The organism is Caballeronia fortuita (genome assembly GCF_001544835.2).
GTDB lineage: Bacteria > Pseudomonadota > Gammaproteobacteria > Burkholderiales > Burkholderiaceae > Caballeronia > Caballeronia fortuita.
In genome coordinates this window covers 218,611-237,216 of the sequence record NZ_FCNX02000004.1, presented here as the reverse complement: position 1 = coordinate 237,216, position 18,606 = coordinate 218,611, and the positions used below count along the sequence as shown (strand labels likewise).

At 60.4% G+C, this 18,606-nt stretch carries 16 protein-coding genes and 1 pseudogene; 9 read left to right on the top strand and 8 right to left on the bottom strand.

Annotated elements, in window-relative coordinates; genetic code table 11:
• The first annotated feature begins 61 nt into the window (after positions 1-61).
• From AWB77_RS10075 to AWB77_RS10040, 8 genes and pseudogenes are all read left to right on the top strand, one after another.
• Complete coding sequence (locus AWB77_RS10075) at positions 62-994, top strand: amidohydrolase family protein (protein ID WP_061134280.1); 933 nt, start codon at positions 62-64, stop codon at positions 992-994.
• Positions 994-1,926, top strand: a complete 933-nt coding sequence (locus AWB77_RS10070) for an amidohydrolase family protein (RefSeq protein WP_061134279.1) — start codon at positions 994-996, stop codon at positions 1,924-1,926. Before AWB77_RS10075 ends, AWB77_RS10070 begins: the two co-directional genes overlap by 1 nt.
• Before the next feature lie 54 nt (positions 1,927-1,980).
• Positions 1,981-3,366 carry a UbiD family decarboxylase gene (locus tag AWB77_RS10065; protein ID WP_061134278.1) on the top strand — a complete coding sequence of 462 codons (1,386 nt, stop codon included), beginning with the start codon at positions 1,981-1,983 and terminating at the stop codon, positions 3,364-3,366.
• On the top strand, positions 3,363-3,938 hold the full coding sequence (locus AWB77_RS10060; protein ID WP_061134277.1) for a UbiX family flavin prenyltransferase: 576 nt from the start codon (positions 3,363-3,365) through the stop codon (positions 3,936-3,938). Before AWB77_RS10065 ends, AWB77_RS10060 begins: the two co-directional genes overlap by 4 nt.
• Before the next feature lie 17 nt (positions 3,939-3,955).
• Positions 3,956-5,002: a CobW family GTP-binding protein gene (locus AWB77_RS10055; RefSeq protein ID WP_061134276.1), complete on the top strand. Its 1,047-nt coding sequence runs from the start codon at positions 3,956-3,958 to the stop codon at positions 5,000-5,002.
• A 40-nt stretch (positions 5,003-5,042) separates the two neighbouring features.
• Complete coding sequence (locus AWB77_RS10050) at positions 5,043-6,380, top strand: nucleobase:cation symporter-2 family protein (protein WP_061134275.1); 1,338 nt, start codon at positions 5,043-5,045, stop codon at positions 6,378-6,380.
• A 24-nt stretch (positions 6,381-6,404) separates the two neighbouring features.
• Positions 6,405-7,790, top strand: a complete 1,386-nt coding sequence (locus AWB77_RS10045; protein ID WP_061134274.1) for an isoxanthopterin deaminase — start codon at positions 6,405-6,407, stop codon at positions 7,788-7,790.
• Between the two features lie 12 nt (positions 7,791-7,802).
• A pseudogene (locus AWB77_RS10040) lies at positions 7,803-8,533 on the top strand (maleate cis-trans isomerase family protein).
• A 15-nt stretch (positions 8,534-8,548) separates the two neighbouring features.
• Here the strand turns inward: AWB77_RS10040 and AWB77_RS10035 are convergent.
• The 8 genes from AWB77_RS10035 to AWB77_RS10005 all read right to left on the bottom strand — a co-directional run bounded on the left by AWB77_RS10035 (position 8,549) and on the right by AWB77_RS10005 (position 16,091).
• Positions 8,549-9,925 carry an undecaprenyl-phosphate glucose phosphotransferase gene (locus AWB77_RS10035; protein ID WP_061134273.1) on the bottom strand — a complete coding sequence of 459 codons (1,377 nt, stop codon included), beginning with the start codon at positions 9,923-9,925 and terminating at the stop codon, positions 8,549-8,551.
• A gap of 34 nt (positions 9,926-9,959) precedes the next feature.
• Entirely contained in the window at positions 9,960-10,127 is a 168-nt protein-coding gene (locus tag AWB77_RS35710; RefSeq protein ID WP_157694789.1) for a hypothetical protein, read from the bottom strand.
• Between the two features lie 98 nt (positions 10,128-10,225).
• Entirely contained in the window at positions 10,226-10,591 is a 366-nt protein-coding gene (locus AWB77_RS10030) for a hypothetical protein (RefSeq protein WP_157694788.1), read from the bottom strand.
• A 566-nt stretch (positions 10,592-11,157) separates the two neighbouring features.
• Entirely contained in the window at positions 11,158-12,501 is a 1,344-nt protein-coding gene (locus tag AWB77_RS10025) for an MFS transporter (RefSeq protein ID WP_096031109.1), read from the bottom strand.
• 84 nt (positions 12,502-12,585) lie between these two features.
• Entirely contained in the window at positions 12,586-13,797 is a 1,212-nt protein-coding gene (locus AWB77_RS10020; protein ID WP_061134271.1) for a M24 family metallopeptidase, read from the bottom strand.
• Positions 13,798-13,938: 141 nt separating this feature from the next.
• Positions 13,939-14,871 carry a GlxA family transcriptional regulator gene (locus AWB77_RS10015; RefSeq protein WP_244158511.1) on the bottom strand — a complete coding sequence of 311 codons (933 nt, stop codon included), beginning with the start codon at positions 14,869-14,871 and terminating at the stop codon, positions 13,939-13,941.
• Positions 14,872-14,973: 102 nt separating this feature from the next.
• Positions 14,974-15,423: a cupin domain-containing protein gene (locus AWB77_RS10010; RefSeq protein ID WP_061134269.1), complete on the bottom strand. Its 450-nt coding sequence runs from the start codon at positions 15,421-15,423 to the stop codon at positions 14,974-14,976.
• Between the two features lie 341 nt (positions 15,424-15,764).
• On the bottom strand, positions 15,765-16,091 hold the full coding sequence (locus AWB77_RS10005; protein ID WP_061134268.1) for an HdeA/HdeB family chaperone: 327 nt from the start codon (positions 16,089-16,091) through the stop codon (positions 15,765-15,767).
• A gap of 431 nt (positions 16,092-16,522) precedes the next feature.
• On the opposite strand from AWB77_RS10005, the gene AWB77_RS10000 reads away from it, so the two are divergent.
• The gene (locus AWB77_RS10000; protein WP_061134267.1) at positions 16,523-18,346 is read left to right on the top strand and encodes an alpha/beta fold hydrolase; all 1,824 of its coding nucleotides are present in this window, start codon (positions 16,523-16,525) and stop codon (positions 18,344-18,346) included.
• Positions 18,347-18,606: the final 260 nt, after the last annotated feature.

Sequence of the window (18,606 nt, the reverse complement as noted above, 5' to 3'; positions counted from 1 at the left end):
ACGCGCCTGCCCGCGATCCGGCAACTGGACACGCCAGTTCCCCTCAAGGAGATCGAGACCCATGATCATCGACACAAGCTGTTATCCGACCAATCTCGTCGACCTCGCCTGGCGCCATGACGGCGAACCGTTCTCGGGCGAGCGTCTGATCGAAGTGATGGACGGACCGTACATCATCAACGGCAAGCCGCGCCGCATCGACAAGGCATTCATTCAACCGCCGCAAGGCAACACCATCTATACGTGGACGGACGGCGTGAGACGCGGCCGCGAGTCGATCGACGATTACATGGCGTACACCGTAGAGATGTCGCAGAAGTATCCCGACCGTCTGCTCGGCTGTTTCGTCTATAACCCGCGTTGCGGTCCCGAGAACGGCGCGGACGCCATCGAGTTCTATGCGAAGGAGCACGGCTTCAGGATGGTGCAGTTGCAGGCCAACATGCATGCGTATCGCCCCGACCGCGCGCTCGACTGGCTGCGCCCCGCGTTGCGCAAGTGCGCGGACCTGGGGCTGATCGTCAAGCTGCATACCGGCGACGGCCCATACAGCATTCCGAGCGAATGGTATCCGCTGATCCGCGAGTTTCCTTCCGTGCCTTTCATCATGGCGCACTTCGGCGTGCAGACCGGCGGCGTGTATTGCTTCGAGCCGTATCAGATGGCGCTCGATACCCCGAACGTCTATTGCGAATCGAGCTGGTGCCTGCAATCGCGCATCGTCGAGTTCGCAAAGGTCTTGCCCACGCACAAGATTCTCTATGGCTCGGACACGCCGCCCAACGAGCCGGGCATGTGGCTGCGTCTGCTCGAAGTGCTGTGCCACGAGCCGCCGCAAGGTCTGAATCTCGACGAAGACACGCTCGAGGATTATCTCGGCAACAACCTCGCGCGCATGCTCGGCATCGAGCCGAGCGCGCCGCCGAAGAGCGTCGAAGAGGCGCAAGCCTATCTCGATCAATACAAAGAAGCCGACTACGCGGGAGCCCGCTGATGATCATCGATACCCATCTGCATCCGACCAACCTCGTCGACGAAGCCTGGCGTCATACGGGCGAGCCGTTCACCGGCGAACGTCTTCTCAAGATGATGGACGGTCCGTACATCATCAACGGCAAGCCGCGCCGCATCGACATGGGCTTCATTCAACCGCCGCCGGGCAATACCGGCTATCGCGACGGCAACCGGCGCGGACGCGAAGGCATTCGCGATTACATGTCTTATATCGCCGAACTCACGCAGAAGTACCCGGATCGCTTCATCGGCAACTTCACGTATAACCCGCGCTGGGGTCCGGAGAATGGCGCGGCGGAACTCGAGTTCCACGTCAAGGAATACGGCTTCAAGATGCTCAAGCTGCACGCGAACATGCACGGCTACCGGCCCGATCGCGCGCTCGACTGGCTGCGTCCCGCGATGAAGAAATGCGCGGAGCTGGGCGTCGTCGTGCTGATTCATACCGGCGACGGGCCGTACACGATTCCCACGCAGTTCTATCCGATCATCCGCGAGTTCCCGATGGTGAATTTCATCATCGGTCACTTCGGCATTCAGACGGGCGGCAATTACTCGTTCGAAGCGTTCTGGATGGCGATGGACACGCCCAACGTCTATTGCGAATCGGGCTGGTGCTATCAGTCGCGCATCGTCGAATTCGCGCGTCAGTTGCCGCGCAACAAGATCGTGTTCGGCACCGATTCGCCGCCGAACGAGCCGGGCATGTGGCTGCGCGAGCTGGAGATGCTCTGCGGTCCCGCGCCGCAAGGCATGGACCTCGATGAAGACGGCCTCGAAGACTACATGGGCAACAACATCGCGCGGCTGGTGGGCATCGAACCGACGAAGCCGCCGAAGGATCTTGCCGAAGCCGAGAAGCGCCTGAAGGCCACGTATGTGAAGAGCGACGAAGTCGCGCAGACGGCCTGATATCACGCGGGCGCGGTCGTTCACGCGCCCTTCATTCTCACGACGGAGCACACGATGGCCGATCACCTCTTTCGCGCCACGCAGGACTTTCATTGCTTCGCGCACGCGTATCGCGAGCGATATCCGGACGATGTGCTGACGCTCACGCAACCGTTATCGGCCAATCAGGACGTGACCGCGATCGTCGCGGCGCTCGCCGCGCGCGGACAGCATCCGATGCTCGTGTGTGAAAACATCGAAGGCATCGATACGCCTCTGGCCACCAACTTCTTTGCATCGCGCGAACGTATCGCACGCTTGTTCGATGTCGAGGCACGCGATCTCTTCGACGCGTATCAGCGACGCGCGAATGCACCGATTGCGCCGGTGCATGTCGCAAGCGGTCCCGTGCTCGATGATGTCATCGAAGGCGATGCGATCGATCTCGCGCAACTGCCGATGATCCGTCACTTCGCCACCGATCGCGGCCCGTATATCACAAACGCGGTGATCGTCGCGCAAGACCCTGTGACGGGCATCGCCAACATGAGCTATCACCGCTCGATGCTGCACGCGAAGAACGCGCTCGCAACGAGTCTGCATTCGCGCGGTCATCTGTGGCGCATGCTGCAAACAGCGAAAGCGCGCGGCGACACGCTGAAGGTCGCGATGGTCGTCGGCGCGCATCCGTTGTTCATGCTCGCTGCGGCATCGCGAGTGCCGTTCGGTACAGACGAGCGCGCCATTGCCGGTGGACTCTTCGGCGCGCCGCTCGAACTCGTGCGCACGCCGCGTCATGGCGTCGGCGTGCCGGCCGCTGCGGAGTTCGTGCTCGACGGCACGATCGATCCCGATGCGCGCGCGGAAGAAGGTCCGTTCGGCGAGTTCACCGGTTATTCATCGGATCGTTCGACCAACAACGTGCTGCGCGTCGATACGATGATGCGTCGCCGCGATGCGTGGCTCGTCGATGTCGTCGGCGGTCCATATGCCGAACATCTGACGCTCGCGCGCCTGCCGCGCGAAGCGGAGATGAGCGAGAAACTGAAGGCGCGTTTCCCTTCGGTCACCGCGCTGCACTATCCGAATTCCGGCACGCACTTTCATTGCTATGTCGCGCTGAAGCAGACGCGCGATGGCGAAGCGCGCCAGATCATGCTCGCGCTGCTCGGCTGGGATCCGTATCTCAAGCACGTCGTAGCGGTCGATAGCGATATCGACATCACCGACGATTCGCAAGTGCTATGGGCGATCTCCGCGCATGCGCAACCGCATGAGGACGTGTTCATCGTCGGCGGCTTGCCGGGCAGTCCGCTCGATCCTTCATCGTCCGTGGATGGCACGACGTCGCGCATGGGCATCGACGCGACGCGCGGCTCGCGATTCGATGGCATACGCGCGCGCATCGATGCGGATGCGATGCAACGCGCAGCCGCAATACTCAATGGAGCCGCGCGATGAGCACGCGACGTATCGCGGTGGGCATCAGCGGCGCGTCGGGCTTCACGTACGGTGTGCGCCTCTTGCAGTTGCTGCGCGAACTCGACATCGAAACGCATCTGACGATCTCGCGCAGCGCGCTCCTCACGATGCAGCATGAGACCGACTACAAGCTCGCCGATGTAAGCGCGCTCGCAAGCGTCACGTACCGCTGCGACGACATGGCCGCCGCCATCTCCAGCGGATCGTTCCGCACGCTGGGCACGATCGTCGCGCCCTGTTCGATGAAGACGCTCGCGGAAATCGCAAGCGGTCTTTCATCGAGCCTCATCTCGCGCGCCGCCGATGTCACGTTGAAAGAACGCCGCCCGCTCGTGCTGCTCGCACGCGAAACGCCGTACACGCTGGCGCATTTGCGCAACATGATCGCGGTGACCGAGATGGGCGGCGTCGTCGCGCCACCGGTGCCCGCGTTCTACGCGCGCCCTGCTTCACTCGACCAGATGATCGATCACACCCTCGGCCGCGTGCTCGATCTGTTCGGTCTCGATTGCAACGTCGTTCGACGCTGGAAAGAACACAACGCTGACTGACTCAAAGGAGACATGCAATGACCCACATTCATACGACTCATAACGCGTTCCAGAAGATTCCGGTCACAGTGCTGACCGGCTTTCTCGGCGCGGGCAAAACCACGCTGCTCAACTACATCCTGCGCGAGAAGCACGGTCACAAGATCGCGGTGATCGAGAACGAGTTCGGCGAAGTCGGCATCGATGGCGGCCTCGTGCTCGAATCAACCGAAGAGATCTACGAAATGACCAACGGATGCGTGTGCTGCGTGGGCGCGGTGCGCGAAGACCTCGTTCGCATCGTGCGGATGCTCGTCGAACGCCCCGAGCGGCTCGATCACATCATCGTCGAGACGAGCGGGCTTGCCGATCCTTATCCGGTGGCGCAGACCTTCTTCATCGACGATCCGATCGCGCAACGCGTCACGCTCGATGCCGTCGTGACGATGGTCGATGCGAAGCACATCGCCGCGCATCTCGACGACCTCGTGCTCGATGGACGCGACAATCAGGCGGTCGATCAGATCGTCTGCGCGGACCGCATCGTCGTGAACAAGGTCGATCTCGTCACCCCGCAGGACATCGCCTCATTGAAGGAACGCCTGCGCGGGCTCAATGCGACAGCGGAGATCGTCGAATCGAGCTATGCGCAGATCGATCTGCGCAAGATTCTCGGCGTGGGCGCCAACGAGTTCGCGCAACAGCTAGTCGAAGCCGACGACGAGCACGAACATCACCATCATCATGAGGAAGATCATGACGATCATCATCACGATGACAGCGTCTCGTCGGTCGGAATCGAAGTTGATGCGGACGTCGACCTCGATGCGCTGCAAACGTGGCTCGCCGAACTTCGCGCATCGGACGCGACGAACCTTTTCCGCATGAAGGGCATCTTCGCCGTGAAAGGCCAGCCGTATCGCTACGTGCTGCAAGGCGTGCACGACATCATCGAACTGCGCGCGGCACAGGCGTGGGGCTACGAGCCGCGTTCGAGCCGCATCGTGTTCATTGGACGCGAGCTCGATCGCGCGGCACTGACTGAGCGCTTCCATGCCTGCCTTGCCGTGCCCGTTGCGGCCTGACGAACGCAGCCGCCGATAACGATAATCAGGAGACACGTTGATGAACACCGACCAACATCCCGTCGATCGCGTCCTGCCCAAACGGCAGATGATCACGCTCGGCCTGCAACACATGCTCGTTGCTTACATCGGCGCGATTGCCGTGCCGTTGATCGTCGCATCCGCATTGAAGATGTCGCCCGCCGATACGACCGTGCTCATCAGCACGGCGCTCTTCTGCTCGGGCATCTCGACGGTGCTTCAGACCGTCGGCGTATGGAAGTTCGGCGTGCGTCTGCCGATCCTGCAAGGCGTGGCGTTCAGCAGCGTGGGTCCGGTCATCGCGATCGGCCTGAGCCCGGGCGTCGGCTTCGCGGGCGTGTGCGGCGCGGTAATCGGCGCGGGTTTCTTCACGATGTTCGCCGCGCCGCTCGTCGGACGGCTGCGGCGTTTCTTTCCGCCCGTGGTGACCGGCTGCATCGTCACCGTCATCGGCCTGCAGCTCTTTCCCGTTGCGTATCAATGGGCGGGCGGCGGCGAGAACGCCCGGCACTTCGGCGCGCTGCCCTTCCTGTGCGTCGCGCTCGTCGTCGCGCTCGTGATTCTCGCGGTCAATCGCTTCGCCAACGCGTTCCTGCGCAATCTGTCGGTATTGATCGGACTCGTTGCGGGCAGTGTGCTTGCGTGCGCACTCGGCATGGGCGACTTCAGCAACGTCGCCAATGCGCCGTGGTTCACGATGCCGCTGCCGTTCCACTTCGGCATGCCCGTGTTCTCGGTGGTGCCCGTGCTGACGATGATCGTCGTCATGGTCGTGCAGATGGTCGAGTCGATGGGTCTCTTCGTCGCTATCGGCGATATCGTCGACAAGAACATCAGCGAGGAAGACGCCGTGCGGGGCATGCGCGCCAATGGTCTCGCGAGCGCGATTGCCGGCATGTTCGCCGCGTTTCCTTTCATCGCGTTCATGGAGAACGTCGGGCTCGTGATTCTCACCGGCGTGCGCAGCCGCTGGGTCGTGGCGATAAGCGGCGTGTTGATGTGCGTCGTCGCGCTGGTGCCGAAGATCGGCGCGATCGTCGCATCGACACCTTCGGCCGCGCTCGGCGGCGCAGGCATCGCGATGTTCGGCGTGGTGGTCGCGGCGGGTGTACAGACGCTCTCGAAAGTGGACTTCGAACGCAATCGCTATAACGTGCTGATCGTCGGCTTCACGATCGCCACTGCACTCATTCCGGTGATGGCGCCGCAAGTCTTCAAGCAGATGCCCGACTGGACTCAGCCCTTCGTGCACAGCGGCGTCGTGCTCGCCTGTCTCGTGTCGGTCGTGCTCAACGCGGTGCTCAACGGCGCCCATGAGGAAGATGTCGTGCCTGCGCACAACATGGTCCGCGAGTAAAACATGACGACAGGACAAATATTCATGAAGACTTCAAATACAGCAATACTCATCAAGAATCCGCTTGCGGTCATGAGTGGACTGCGCGGCGATGCAGCGCGTCTCGGCGCGGTCGATATTCGCATCCGCGACGGCATCGTCACGAAGATCGCGCCCGATCTCGAAGCAATCGACGACGAACGCGTCATCGATGCGCGATCATGCGTCGTCTATCCGGGCTGGGTGAACACGCATCATCACTTGTTCCAGAACCTGCTGAAAGCGGTACCTTCCGGCATCAACGCCGATCTTCAGGAATGGCTCGCTGCCGTGCCGTATCCGCGTCTCGCGCGCTTCACGCCCGAGCTTGCGCGCGTGGCTGCACGCCTCGGCATGGCCGAACTGTTGTTGTCCGGCGTGACGACGTGCGCGGATCATCACTATCTCTATCACGCGGATGGCACCACTGAAACCGGCGACCTGCTCTTCGACGAAGCGGCGTCGTTCGGTCTGCGCTTCGTGCTGTGCCGCGGCGGCGCGTTGCAGGCGGCGGGCGATCATCCGGGCTTCTCGAAGGTTGCGTTGAAGCCCGAGACGCTCGATCAGATGCTCGCCGATATCGAACGTCTAAAGGCGCGCTATCACGATGCGCGCGGCACGTCGATGCGCCGTGTGGTCGTCGCGCCGACGACACCGACCTTCTCGCTGCCGCCCGCGCTCTTGCCGGAGATTGCGCGTGCTGCGCGCGGCATGGGTCTGCGCATGCATACGCATCTGTCGGAGACGCGGCGTTATGTCGATTTCTGCCGCGAGCGATTCGGCCAGTTGCCGGTCGAATTCGTCGCCGATCACGAATGGCTTGGCCCCGATGTCTGGTTCGCGCATCTCGTGCATCTTGAGGCGAGCGAAATCGCGATGCTTGCCGAAACCGGTAGCGGTTGCTCGCATTGCCCGGTCAGCAACGCGCGCCTCGGCAGCGGCATCGCGCCCGCGCCGCGAATGGCTGCAGCGGGCGTGCCGATGTCGCTCGCGGTCGACGGCGTCGCGTCCAACGAATCGGGCAGCATGATCAACGAAGCGCATTTCGCGTGGCTCGTGCATCGCGCGGCGCAAGGCGTGTCGGCGACAACGGTAGAGGAAACGATCCACTGGGGCAGCGCGGGCGGCGCGGGCGTGCTCGGCCTCGATGCGGTCGGCACGCTCGAAGTCGGCAAGGCCGCCGACCTGGTGCTGTACGACATCGACGATCCGCGCTTTTACGGTTATCACGATCTCGCGGTCGCGCCGGTGGCTTCGGGCGAGCCGGCGCGCGTGCGTTACAACATCGTGAATGGCCGCGTGGTCGTCGACGATGGCGTGATTCCGGGCCTCGATCTCGAATCGCTGCGCCGCGAAGCCGCCGATGGCGTGAAGGCATTGCTCGACGACTAGGGAGACATCGCCATGCGAAAGCAACGTCTGCGGCTCGGCATTCTTACGCCGTCGTCCAACACGGCGCTCGAACCGCTGACGTGCGCGATGTTGAGCGCGTTACCGCACGTGAGCGCACACTTCGCGCGCTTCACGGTGACGCAGATCAGTCTCGCCGATCACGCGCTCGGACAGTTCGACGTGACGCCAATTCTCGATGCAGCAAAGCAGCTTGCTGATGCGCGCGTCGATGTCATCGGATGGAGCGGCACGTCGGCCGGCTGGCTCGGCTTCGAGCGCGACCATGCGCTGTGCCGTCATTTGACGGAAGCGACCGGCATTCCGGCGACGACATCCGTGCTCGCGTTGAACGAGATTCTCGCGATGACCGGCGTGCGCCGCCTCGGTCTCGTCACACCTTATATCGATGACGTGCAGGAGCGCATCATCGCCAACTACGAAAGGCTCGGCATCGAATGCGTGGCCGAGCGGCATCTTGACCTGAGCGACAACTTCAGCTTCGCCGAAGTGCGCGACACGCTGATAAACAGCATGATGCGCGAAACCGCGTTCGCCCGCCCCGATGCGGTGACGACATTCTGCACGAATCTGCATGCCGCGCATCTGGCGCGGCCGTTCGAGCGCGACACGGGTATCGCTGCGTATGACACGGTCGCGACCGTCGTATGGAAAGCATTGAGGATGCTCGACGTCATACGTCGGCGTTATCGACTTGGGGAAAGCTGTTTACGTTGCGCTTCTAAAGTGGAATTCGACAGTCAATAAGCATTCGCGCTGCGTAGCCCCTTGAACACCGTCGCGGCAATGATGCGCATATCCAGCGCGAACGACCAATTCCCCAGATAGTACAAATCGTGCGCTACGCGCGCTTCCATCTTTTCTATGCGGTCGGTTTCACCGCGAAAGCCATTGACCTGCGCCCAACCCGTGATGCCTGGCTTGATGCGATATCGGTGAATATAGCCTTGCACGACCTTCTGATAGAGATCGTCGTGCGCGATCGCATGCGGACGCGGCCCGACGACCGACATCTCGCCACGCAATACATTGAAGAACTGAGGCAGTTCGTCGAGGCTCGTGCGGCGAAGGAATGCGCCCACACGCGTCACGCGCGGATCGTTGCGCGTTGCTTGCTTCACCACACCCGCCTCTTCGGTATGCAGACGCATCGAGCGAAACTTGTAGATGGTGAACTCGCGCCCGTCCGCGCCCTTGCGGCGCTGTCGAAACAAGATCGGGCCGGGCGAGCTTAGCTTGACCGCTATCGCGACGCTGATCAGAATCGGCGCAACCGCGATGATCGCGGCAAGCGCGAATAGCCTGTCGAAAATATCCTTTTGCAAGAGCGCCCTTTGCGATAACGGCGATGCCACGAGATTGATCGCGGCGACGCCCAAGAGATCGCTGACGCCGCTTTCGAAAAGCGCCAGGTCGCGCACGTCGGGAATGAATCGCACGTTGACGAGATCGTCGCGGAACTCGTTCACGAAGCGCAATATCGTTCTGTCCTGCGACAAAGGCAGCGCCAGCCAGACCTCCTGTACCTGTTGCTCGCGGACATGACGCACGAATTCATTGAAGTCATCGAAGACCGCGATGCGCGAAGTTATCGGCACTTCGGGCGATGCATTGAACACCGCGATCGTGCGAAAGCCCGAATGACTTGCGCGCTGGATTCGTCGCATGATTGTTTCGCAATGCCGTCCGCAACCGACGACCGCCACCTGCTGGAAGTTCATACCCGCATGACGCATACGCGCGAGCAGCGCGTGCATCACGAGTCGTCCGACGATCATCAGCGCGCCCGACATCGCGGTCCAGTACGCGAACCAGAGCCGCGAAACGGCATCGATACGATGCAGCGAGAACATCAGCACGAGCACGCAAGCCTGCACGACCAGCCACGCGAGCGATACGCGGCTCGCAAGCACGACCTTGCTACGACCGCGCCATGATTCGTACAGACCGAAGCCCGGAAACAGCACGAGTGAAAACGCCGCCGCGAACGCGACAAACGGTATGTAGTAGGCCGGCTCCGCGATGTTCTCGAACCTGATCCGCGATGCGACCGTGGCGCCGCCCACCACCATGGCGACATCGAAAAGCCGTGCCAGCAATCCCTGAAAGTCGCGCATGTCATCCCTCGGATTCGAAGCACCAGCGGTGCGGTCAGATGCAGAAAAAACCATCGTCGAGACGCACGATGTCGTCCTCGCCGAAATGGAAACTTGATTGAACTTCGATGACTTCGAACTGACGCTCGATATCCTGCGTATCCGAGCGATCCGCGACGCCCTCGGAGCGCGCATGACTTGCGGTCGCGCATTTGAAGACCACGCCGCCGCTTCCGACGTTACTCAGTCCGTCCTTCTAAATTGCTTCACACCCGGCGGCATACGATCCCAGGCTCCATCATCCCGCCGACAGTGGCACGATCACGCTTTCGCAAGGCGAGCCGCCGCCGACATGTTCCATCGCCGCCCGGAGGGAACGCGGCAGAACTGATAAGGACAGAGACGGATAAAACGACCGTCTGTTTGAAGATCCTTCAGAGCCGGGTTGTAAGTTGCATGCATCACGCCGTCGGGGTGCGCGAGCGCATCGAACCGCACGTGCGCGACCGAGGACGATACCACTGTTCCACCAATACGTTTGTGCACCGGCATAATGCACGCCAGTAGCTTCACGAGCTGTTCTCGCAACTTTGGCCAGAGGTGCGTGCCCGATCCGCGGGCAAGTATGACCGGTGCAATGCGGAGGCAAGCGCCCATATCGGGCGCTTCTTCCGTGTGTATCGACATCACGTCTGCGGGACCCATTGCATTTCGCATGGCTGCACTCAGTGGCATGGCGGCACATCATCGATGCGGAGGATGACGGACATATGGAGCGGACAAGCTAAGCATTTTTCGGACCGCTGCTGCCGCTCGATCCTGTTGCGCTTTGGTCATCGCGAGACTGCCAGGGAGATAGAACGCGCGCCGCCTCATTCGTTCCGCAACCCGACAACTTTCGCTTGCGAGCCTGCTACTGTATGACCTGGGTTCGAGGACGTCATATGAGGTCGACATCGCTGAGCCTCCGGGTCGTTGCGTCAGTGTTCTTCGTACGGAACGCGCGTAGCGACTGATGAGTCGTCGGTTGTTGAACTCTGAGCGACTACGGACGCAGGTTACAGGCAAGAAAAAACCGCGTCGAGTGTTGAACAACGCACGCATCCATATGAGAAAACTGCCCGGCTATTTTTGGAAGCTGTTCTTGACGGACACTTCTGCGCAAGCACAAATGAAAAGTGGGCGCATATAAGCGCCCACTTTTCAGAAAGCTCAGTAGCTATCTAATTCACCTCATATGTTACGAGACAATGCTACTCGTCCGCCAATGGCGCGTGCGAAGTCTCACGACTCGCAAGCATCGCCATCAAGGCGATGCCAGCCGCTCCAACCAGATACCACGCCGGCGCGAGCTTATTGCCCGTCACGCCGATGAGCCATGTCGCGACGAGCGGCGCCGTGCCGCCGAACAACGCATTCGCCGCGTTGAAGCAGAAGGCGAAGCCGCTGTAGCGCACGCGAGTCGGAAAGATCTCCGACAGGAAGCAAGGCAGCGTGCCATCGTTCATCGTGAGCAGCGCGCCGAACGCAATCTGAATGGCGACGATCATCGCGAAGCTCGCTCCTTCAAGTCCCTTGAACAGCGGCACCGTCAACACGGCGAAGAGGATCGATGCGCCAATCAGCATAGACTTGCGCCCCACGCGATCGGATATGGCGCCCATCAGGAAGATCAGGCCGATGTATGCGGTGAGCGAAATCGTCGCCGCGATGAAAGACGATGTCTCGCTCTTTCCCATTTCGGTCGAGAGATAAGTCGGCATATAACTCAGCACGAGATAGAACGCCACCGCATTCAGACAGGTCACGCCGAACGCGATCAACATCCGTCCGCGATGCTTCGACAGCAGTTCGGCTATCGGCGCCTGCGCGGCGTGGTGATGATGTTCCATTGCCTTGAAACGCGGCGTGTCCTCGAGCTTCACGCGAATGTATCGACCGATCAGCCCGAACGGCGCCGCAAGAACAAACGGAAGACGCCAGCCGTAGGACTGCATCTGCTCGCTCGTGAGCGCGGCATGCATCAGCACGACGAGCAAGGAGCCGAACAGCAAACCCGCAGCCGTGCTCGCGGGCACGATGCTCGTATAGACACCGCGCCGCTTGTCCGGCGCGTATTCCGCGAGAAACGCAGCCGCGCCGGCATACTCACCCGATGCCGAGAAGCCCTGCACCACACGCACGAGCAACAGCAATATGGGTGCGAGCATGCCGACCTGGGCATAGGTGGGAAGCAGCGCGATAAGAAATGTCGAACACGACATGATGAGAATCGACAGCGAGAGCGATGTGCGCCTGCCTATCCTGTCGCCCACGTGTCCCCACACGATGCCGCCTATCGGCCGCACGATGAACGAGATCGCGAATACGCCGTACGTCGCGAGCAGGCCGGTCGCGCCGTCTGTTTTCGGGAAAAAGACGACTGCGATGATCGTCGCGAGATAGCCATAAGATGCATAGTCGAACCACTCGACGAAATTGCCGATGAAGCTCGCGCAGGCGGCACGCTTCAATAGCTTCGGATCGACTTGCGTGCCTTCTTCATGCGACGCCCGAGGCATCGCGACCTGCGCGGGTACCGCTCTTTCCGTGTTCATCGAATGTCTCCGGACATGATGATGCGATAGCTGTGCGCGCCCCGACAACGATGCTATCGGAGCGCATATTGCGCGGCTTGCGCGTCAGGCCGCGATGATGTTGTGCTCGGGTCCGTACGGGAAGGCCGTGATATTGGTAGCGCTCTTTTCGCCGACGACGAGAATGTCATGTTCACGATAACCGCCCGCGCCGGGCAATCCTTGCGGAAGCATGATCATCGGTTCCATCGAAACGACCATGTTCGGTTCGAGCACCGTATCGATGTCCTCGCGTAATTCGAGTCCGGCCTCGCGCCCGTAGTAATGCGAAAGCACGCCGAACGAATGCCCGTAACCGAAGGTGCGGTATTGCAGAACGCCGTACTCCGCATAGATCTTGTTGAGCTCGGCGGCGATATCGCAACAGCGCGCGCCCGGCTTGATGAGTGCGAGTCCTGCCTCATGTACTTCGACATTGATCTGCCAGAGACGCAGGTGCGCATCGGAGCAATGGTCGAAGAACATCGTGCGTTCGAGCGCCGTGTAATAGCCCGCGATCATCGAAAAGCAATTGAGGCTGAGAATGTCGCCTTTCTGAACCCTGCGCGTGGTAACCGGGTTATGCGCGCCATCCGTGTTGATGCCGGACTGAAACCACGTCCAGGTATCCATGAGTTCGGAGTCAGGAAAGCGGCGGGCAATCTCGCGCACCATCGCCTGCGTCGAGGCGAGCGCCACTTCGTGCTCCGGCACGCCTTCGCGCACAGCCTTTGCGAGCGCAGCGCCGCCGACATCGCACACGTTCGCGCCGTGTCTGATAACTTCGATTTCCTCCGCCGACTTGATCATGCGCATGCGCATCGTCTGCATGCCGATATCCACGAATTCGACCGCTGGCAGCGCGGCTTGCAGCTTCGATAACGTCTCGACCGGCAATTGATCGAACTCGACGCCAACGCGCCCCTTATTATCGATCTCGCCCTGCACGGCGCGAAAGAAGTTATCCCGCTGCCAGTCCGTATAGACGACGTTATAGTCGCCCACGGTACGCCGCCACGGCTGCCCTCCGTCGATGTTTGCAGATATCGAAACGACTTTCTGCGGCGTCACCACGAGTCCGTATTTGCGTCCGAACGAGCAGTACAGGAAATCCGCGTAATAGTTGATGTTGTGATACGAGGTGAAGAGCACGGCATCGATGTTCTCGCGCGCCATCAGTTCGCGCAGCTTGCCGTGTCGATTCGCGTATTCGGCATTTGAGAACGTGTGCTTTGCTTTATCGCCGTTCTCGATACGGATCACGTTTGCCATTTTCATGCACTCAACTCCTGGTTGGAAGTCCGTCGGGGTGAGTGAATGGTAGGAGCCTCGTGATTTCGAACGTTTCCCGATTCGACGTCAAAATTCTCGTTTTCGACATCGAGGGTTAACCACGAACAACGCGCTCATGCGGGCGGTTCAGAGTGTTTTCTGATAACGCCGTCGATCGGCAATCGGTGAAATGTCGAACTGCGCCTTGTAGCGCGTCGAGAAATGCGTGAGGGAAGTGAAGCCGGTGCGCGCGCACACTTCTTCTAGCGTGCGCGCGGTTCTGTACAGCAACTGACGCGCGCGCAGCAGCCGTATCTCCAGATAAGCCTGCGCCGGTGTCTTGTCGAGCCGCTCCTGAAACCAGCGTTCGAGCTGACGTTGCGAGACCTTCACGAATGACGCGATCTCGGCAATGCTGAGCGTCTCTTCGATATTGCTCTCCATCACCTGCAATGCTTCGTCGAGTTTCGCGTGCGCGTCGCCAATGTATTGCCTGAGCGACGTCACTTGCCGCTCTTCATGTCCCCGCCGCTCGGCAACGAGCAGTTCAAGCACGCGCGCCGCGAGCGCGGGACTTCCGGGAGCAAGCGCGAGCAGATGCACCATAAGATCGAGGGGCGCGACGCCGCCGCTGCATGTGTACCGGTCGCGGTCCACTTCATAGAGGCGATTTGAAACGGTGAGCTTCGGAAAGTGTTCCAGCAGCGTGTCCTGATCTTCCCAATGAATGGTGCAGCGATAGCCATTGAGCAATCCCGCCCGGGCAAGGAAATAGCTGCCCGTGTCGAGGCCGCCAAGTGCGCTGCCTCGACGCGCCTGCAAGCGCAGCCAATCCATGATTGCGCCGATGCCCTTTCGTGGAATTGGATTCGGTCCGACGACGAACACGGCATCGAAGTCGGCCGCGTCTGGCATCGCGACATCGGGAATCACGCGAATGCCGTCGCTAGAGCGCATGACATCGCCATTCGTGCCGATCAGCGTGTACTCGTAGACCGTGCGTTCGACGAGCATATTGGCGATGCGCAGCGGATCGACGGCCGTGCCGAGCGCAATCAGCGAAAAGTTATCCAGAAGCAAAAAGCCGATTCGCAATACGCGCAAATCGTGCACGCCGGGATGCGTTCGCTTTTTATTCTCGGGCGGCACAGCGGCGAATGAAGTTCGATGTGATACCGATTCTCACATGGCGCGCGGACTCGTGCGAGGCAGATAGCCGCTCGGTTTGCTCTGCAGCCTGCGGCTCACCTTGAGCGCAAGCAATACCGGCTTGGTGATATGCGGACGAAGAATGGCATGCTTTCGAACGTACTTCGGTACGTGCCATTGGGACCGCGTGCCTGCATAAAACAGCGCGGCGTGGCCGGCACGCAGCGTGCGCGGTTCCTGGCCTTCGGCTGTGATGATAACTTCACCTTCGATCACGTAGATGGTTTCGTCTTGTTCGAAGTACCAGTTGAACCGGCCGGCGGTGCAGTCCCAGACCCACGATGATGTTGTCGTATCGAGACTTTGCGACCATTGGCCGCTGCGCGCGACAGGATTGCCTTCGAGGATCCATGCGGGATCGATTGGATCTGGCTCGAGCGCTACATCGTCCAGCCGCACAGACTCGAAAACGGGACTTGCCATGGATGCTCCTTTCATCGGTTCGTCCTGAGCAGACAAATGCCCAAGCAATTCGTTCGTTGCTAACATTACAATCTGTAATATTAGGCCATCATACCGCACCCCGTGGAAATGAAAACGGAAAACGCCCGCCTTGTATGATCAAAGCGCGCAATAAGACTGACGAATGACGACCTTGGTCTAAAGGCCGGTTTTGGTAGGCGAAACAGCGATCCGGTGGACACCGATCGCCTCGATGCGGGCAATCGCCTGTGCCGCAAGACAATTGCCGCCTTGTGTTTGACCAGAAGTGTAGAAGGTTTCTGAATTCCGATACGTAACGGTTGGTTATCGGAACGAATACATCAATGATGATCGAAGAGCGCGATCTGATTTGCCTTCACCATCGAATGAACTTTGGTTCTGAACTTCGCGGTGGGATCTTTCATGCATGCTTCCGACACGGTCGCCGCAACGGGTTGCGCCGTATCGATCACGGTGGTTTCGGTTCCCTTCACGCCAAGCTTATCGACGCCGGCAACCCAATATACCAGCGCGGGCTTGTACGCATCATCGACTTGCACGAAGTCCGCGCACGTCATCGTGGCGGGTGCGACCTTCGCTTCCTTGGCGCTCGCGGCGCCGGCGACGAAGACACAGCACAGGGCGAGCAGAACTTTGGCGGGCTTCATAAGACACTCCTTGCATGGATAAGATTGAGCAAACTGCACGTGCATCTTATGAAGGCGGAGTTAGCAGAGAATTATGAAAGCGAGAACGCGCCATGCAGGCGTCAGCGGTGCTTCCGCGCTAACGTAGTAGTTCATGCAGGCCGTCAGTACGTCGTTGTCTAGATGTCCGGTCTGGCGCACATTCGAAAAACCCGTTTGCAACGAATGCGGTCTACCCCACACACCGGCATACGGACATCAATTGTTGTCCAGCGCACCGAAGGGAAGATTCGAAAGGAGGTTTAATTTCGCAAAACGTGCAATGAGAAACTCAACAAAATGCGCGACCTTATTAAAACATTGAGCGGCCCAGGGATGCATCACGTTGCCAACCTCGCTTCTTACCGAAGCGCGTGCGTGCATTTCGGTAATGTCGGGCAGGGAGCCAACGCATGACGCCGATCGTCTTTGGAGGTCGCTTTGGTTGGCTTCATGCCGGCCAAGGCAAGCACGGCGTCGTACTGTGCAACCCTTTCGGACATGAAGAGGCGTGGGGCCACAAGGCCATGCGTTTTCTGGCCGAAGAACTTTCCCAACGCGATATTCCTGTCCTCCGCTTCGACTATCTCGCAACGGGCGATTCGGTCGGCATCGATCATGATGGCGACCGGCTCGATCACTTCGTCGCGGATATCAACGCGGCGATAGAACGTTTGCGGCAGGAGACAGGCGTAACGAAAGTCACGTTATGCGGCTTGCGTCTGGGCGGCACGTTGGCCGCGCTCGCATCGCAACATTCGCTCGTGGATTCGATTGCACTGCTCGCGCCCGTTGTCAAAGGACGCCATTATCTTCGCGAACTGACCGCGCTGCGGCAGACGTGGGTGGAGAATCTGCCCGTCGTCGTGCGTGCGATGCAGAGCGATTCGCCATATCACGTGCTCGGACAGGTTTATAGCGAAGCCTTTCGCAATACCTTGAGCGCGTTCGATCTCGGCAAGTCGATGGCGCGTCAGTCGGTGATGCCCAAGCGCGTATTCATCGCCGATATGCGCGCGAGTGCAAGCAAGCCGCTATGCGACGCATTGCGCGCACGAGGTGTCGACGTACAGACGGAAGCCTTCGACGACTATTTCGAGTTCATGCAGGAGACCGCTTCATCGACCTTGCCGGAGAAGACGCTCAAGCGCACCGCGCAATGGATCGCGCATGGCATGGCCGATGACGTACTCGCCGATCCCAGACCCGCTCGCATGCGCAAGGCAGCACGTCCGAGCATGAGCGACGACGCGATCATTGAAACACCGGAAGCGATCGAGCGGCCAGTGATCTTCGGCGCGGCGGGACTCTTCGGCATCTTGTGCGAGCCGCGCGACGGACTCGCGGGCGGGCCGGTCATCGTCATCACCAATACGGCGGGCAGCGTGCATCAAGGCGACAGCCGGCTGTCCGTGCGTATCGCGCGCGAGATGGCGCAACGTGGCATCGCGTCGTTGCGTTTCGATGCGCGCGGCATCGGCGACAGTCCCGCGCGTTCGCCCGACGGCACGCTCGACACGGTCGCGTCGATTCATGCATCGAGCACGATCGAGGACGTCGCGACGGCCGCCGCATGGCTCAAACGCAAGGGCTATGACAACGTCGTCGTGTTCGGCATCTGCTCGGGCGCGTATAGCGCGTTGCGCGCATCGCTCGTCGAGCCTGCTATCAGCGCGATCATCGCCGTGAATCTGCAGCGCTTCCACATATCCGAGCATCTCACGCTGCAGGAGCTCAGAGCGCAACGGCGCAACACGATGGCGCGTCTCGGACCCGCCATCCTGAAGCCGCAGAAATGGTGGCTGGTGCTGAGCGGCAAGCGCGGGCTCAAGCCCATTGTGAAAGCCTTTGCATCGAATGCGGCGGCGCGACTGCAATCGCAGATGCTCGGCGTGACGCGCAAGAAGGTCATGCATGCCGATCACAAACCGCTCACCGATCCGCACAGCGTCGTGCATGCGCTCGAACGCAAGGGCGTGCGTACGCTGCTCGTGTATGGCGCGGGCGACGAGGGCCTCGATCAACTCAATGCGCATTTCGGCAGGCACGGAAAGAAGCTGTCGCGCATGTCGCGCGTGAAGGCGGCCGTGTGCGGGGACGTCGATCACGCGCTCTACGACACGCGTGCGCTCGCGAGCGTGATCGCGCTGTCGGAAACTTTCATCAGGGATCTGAAGCCGGAAAGCGTGCCGGTCATGGAACCGCTCGCGCCCCTCGGCGTGTCGCAGCAACTCTGAACTGTTTTCCATCACTTCCATACCGATACGAAGCGCGGCGTGCATCAGCACGCACGCCTTCGTATCGCGACACTGTTCGTTGGACGCCGACAACTCCAGCCGATAAGTTCTTGCATAGCCGACTGATCGGCTCTGCAGGTCGCATCGATAAACAGCGCGTCTCACGCGCAGCGTCTCGAAACTCCCTTTGCAATCAACGCGTTGACTTAACCGAACCGATCCTCTAGCCACGCCTGGCACAGCCCTCGCATAAGTAGCCG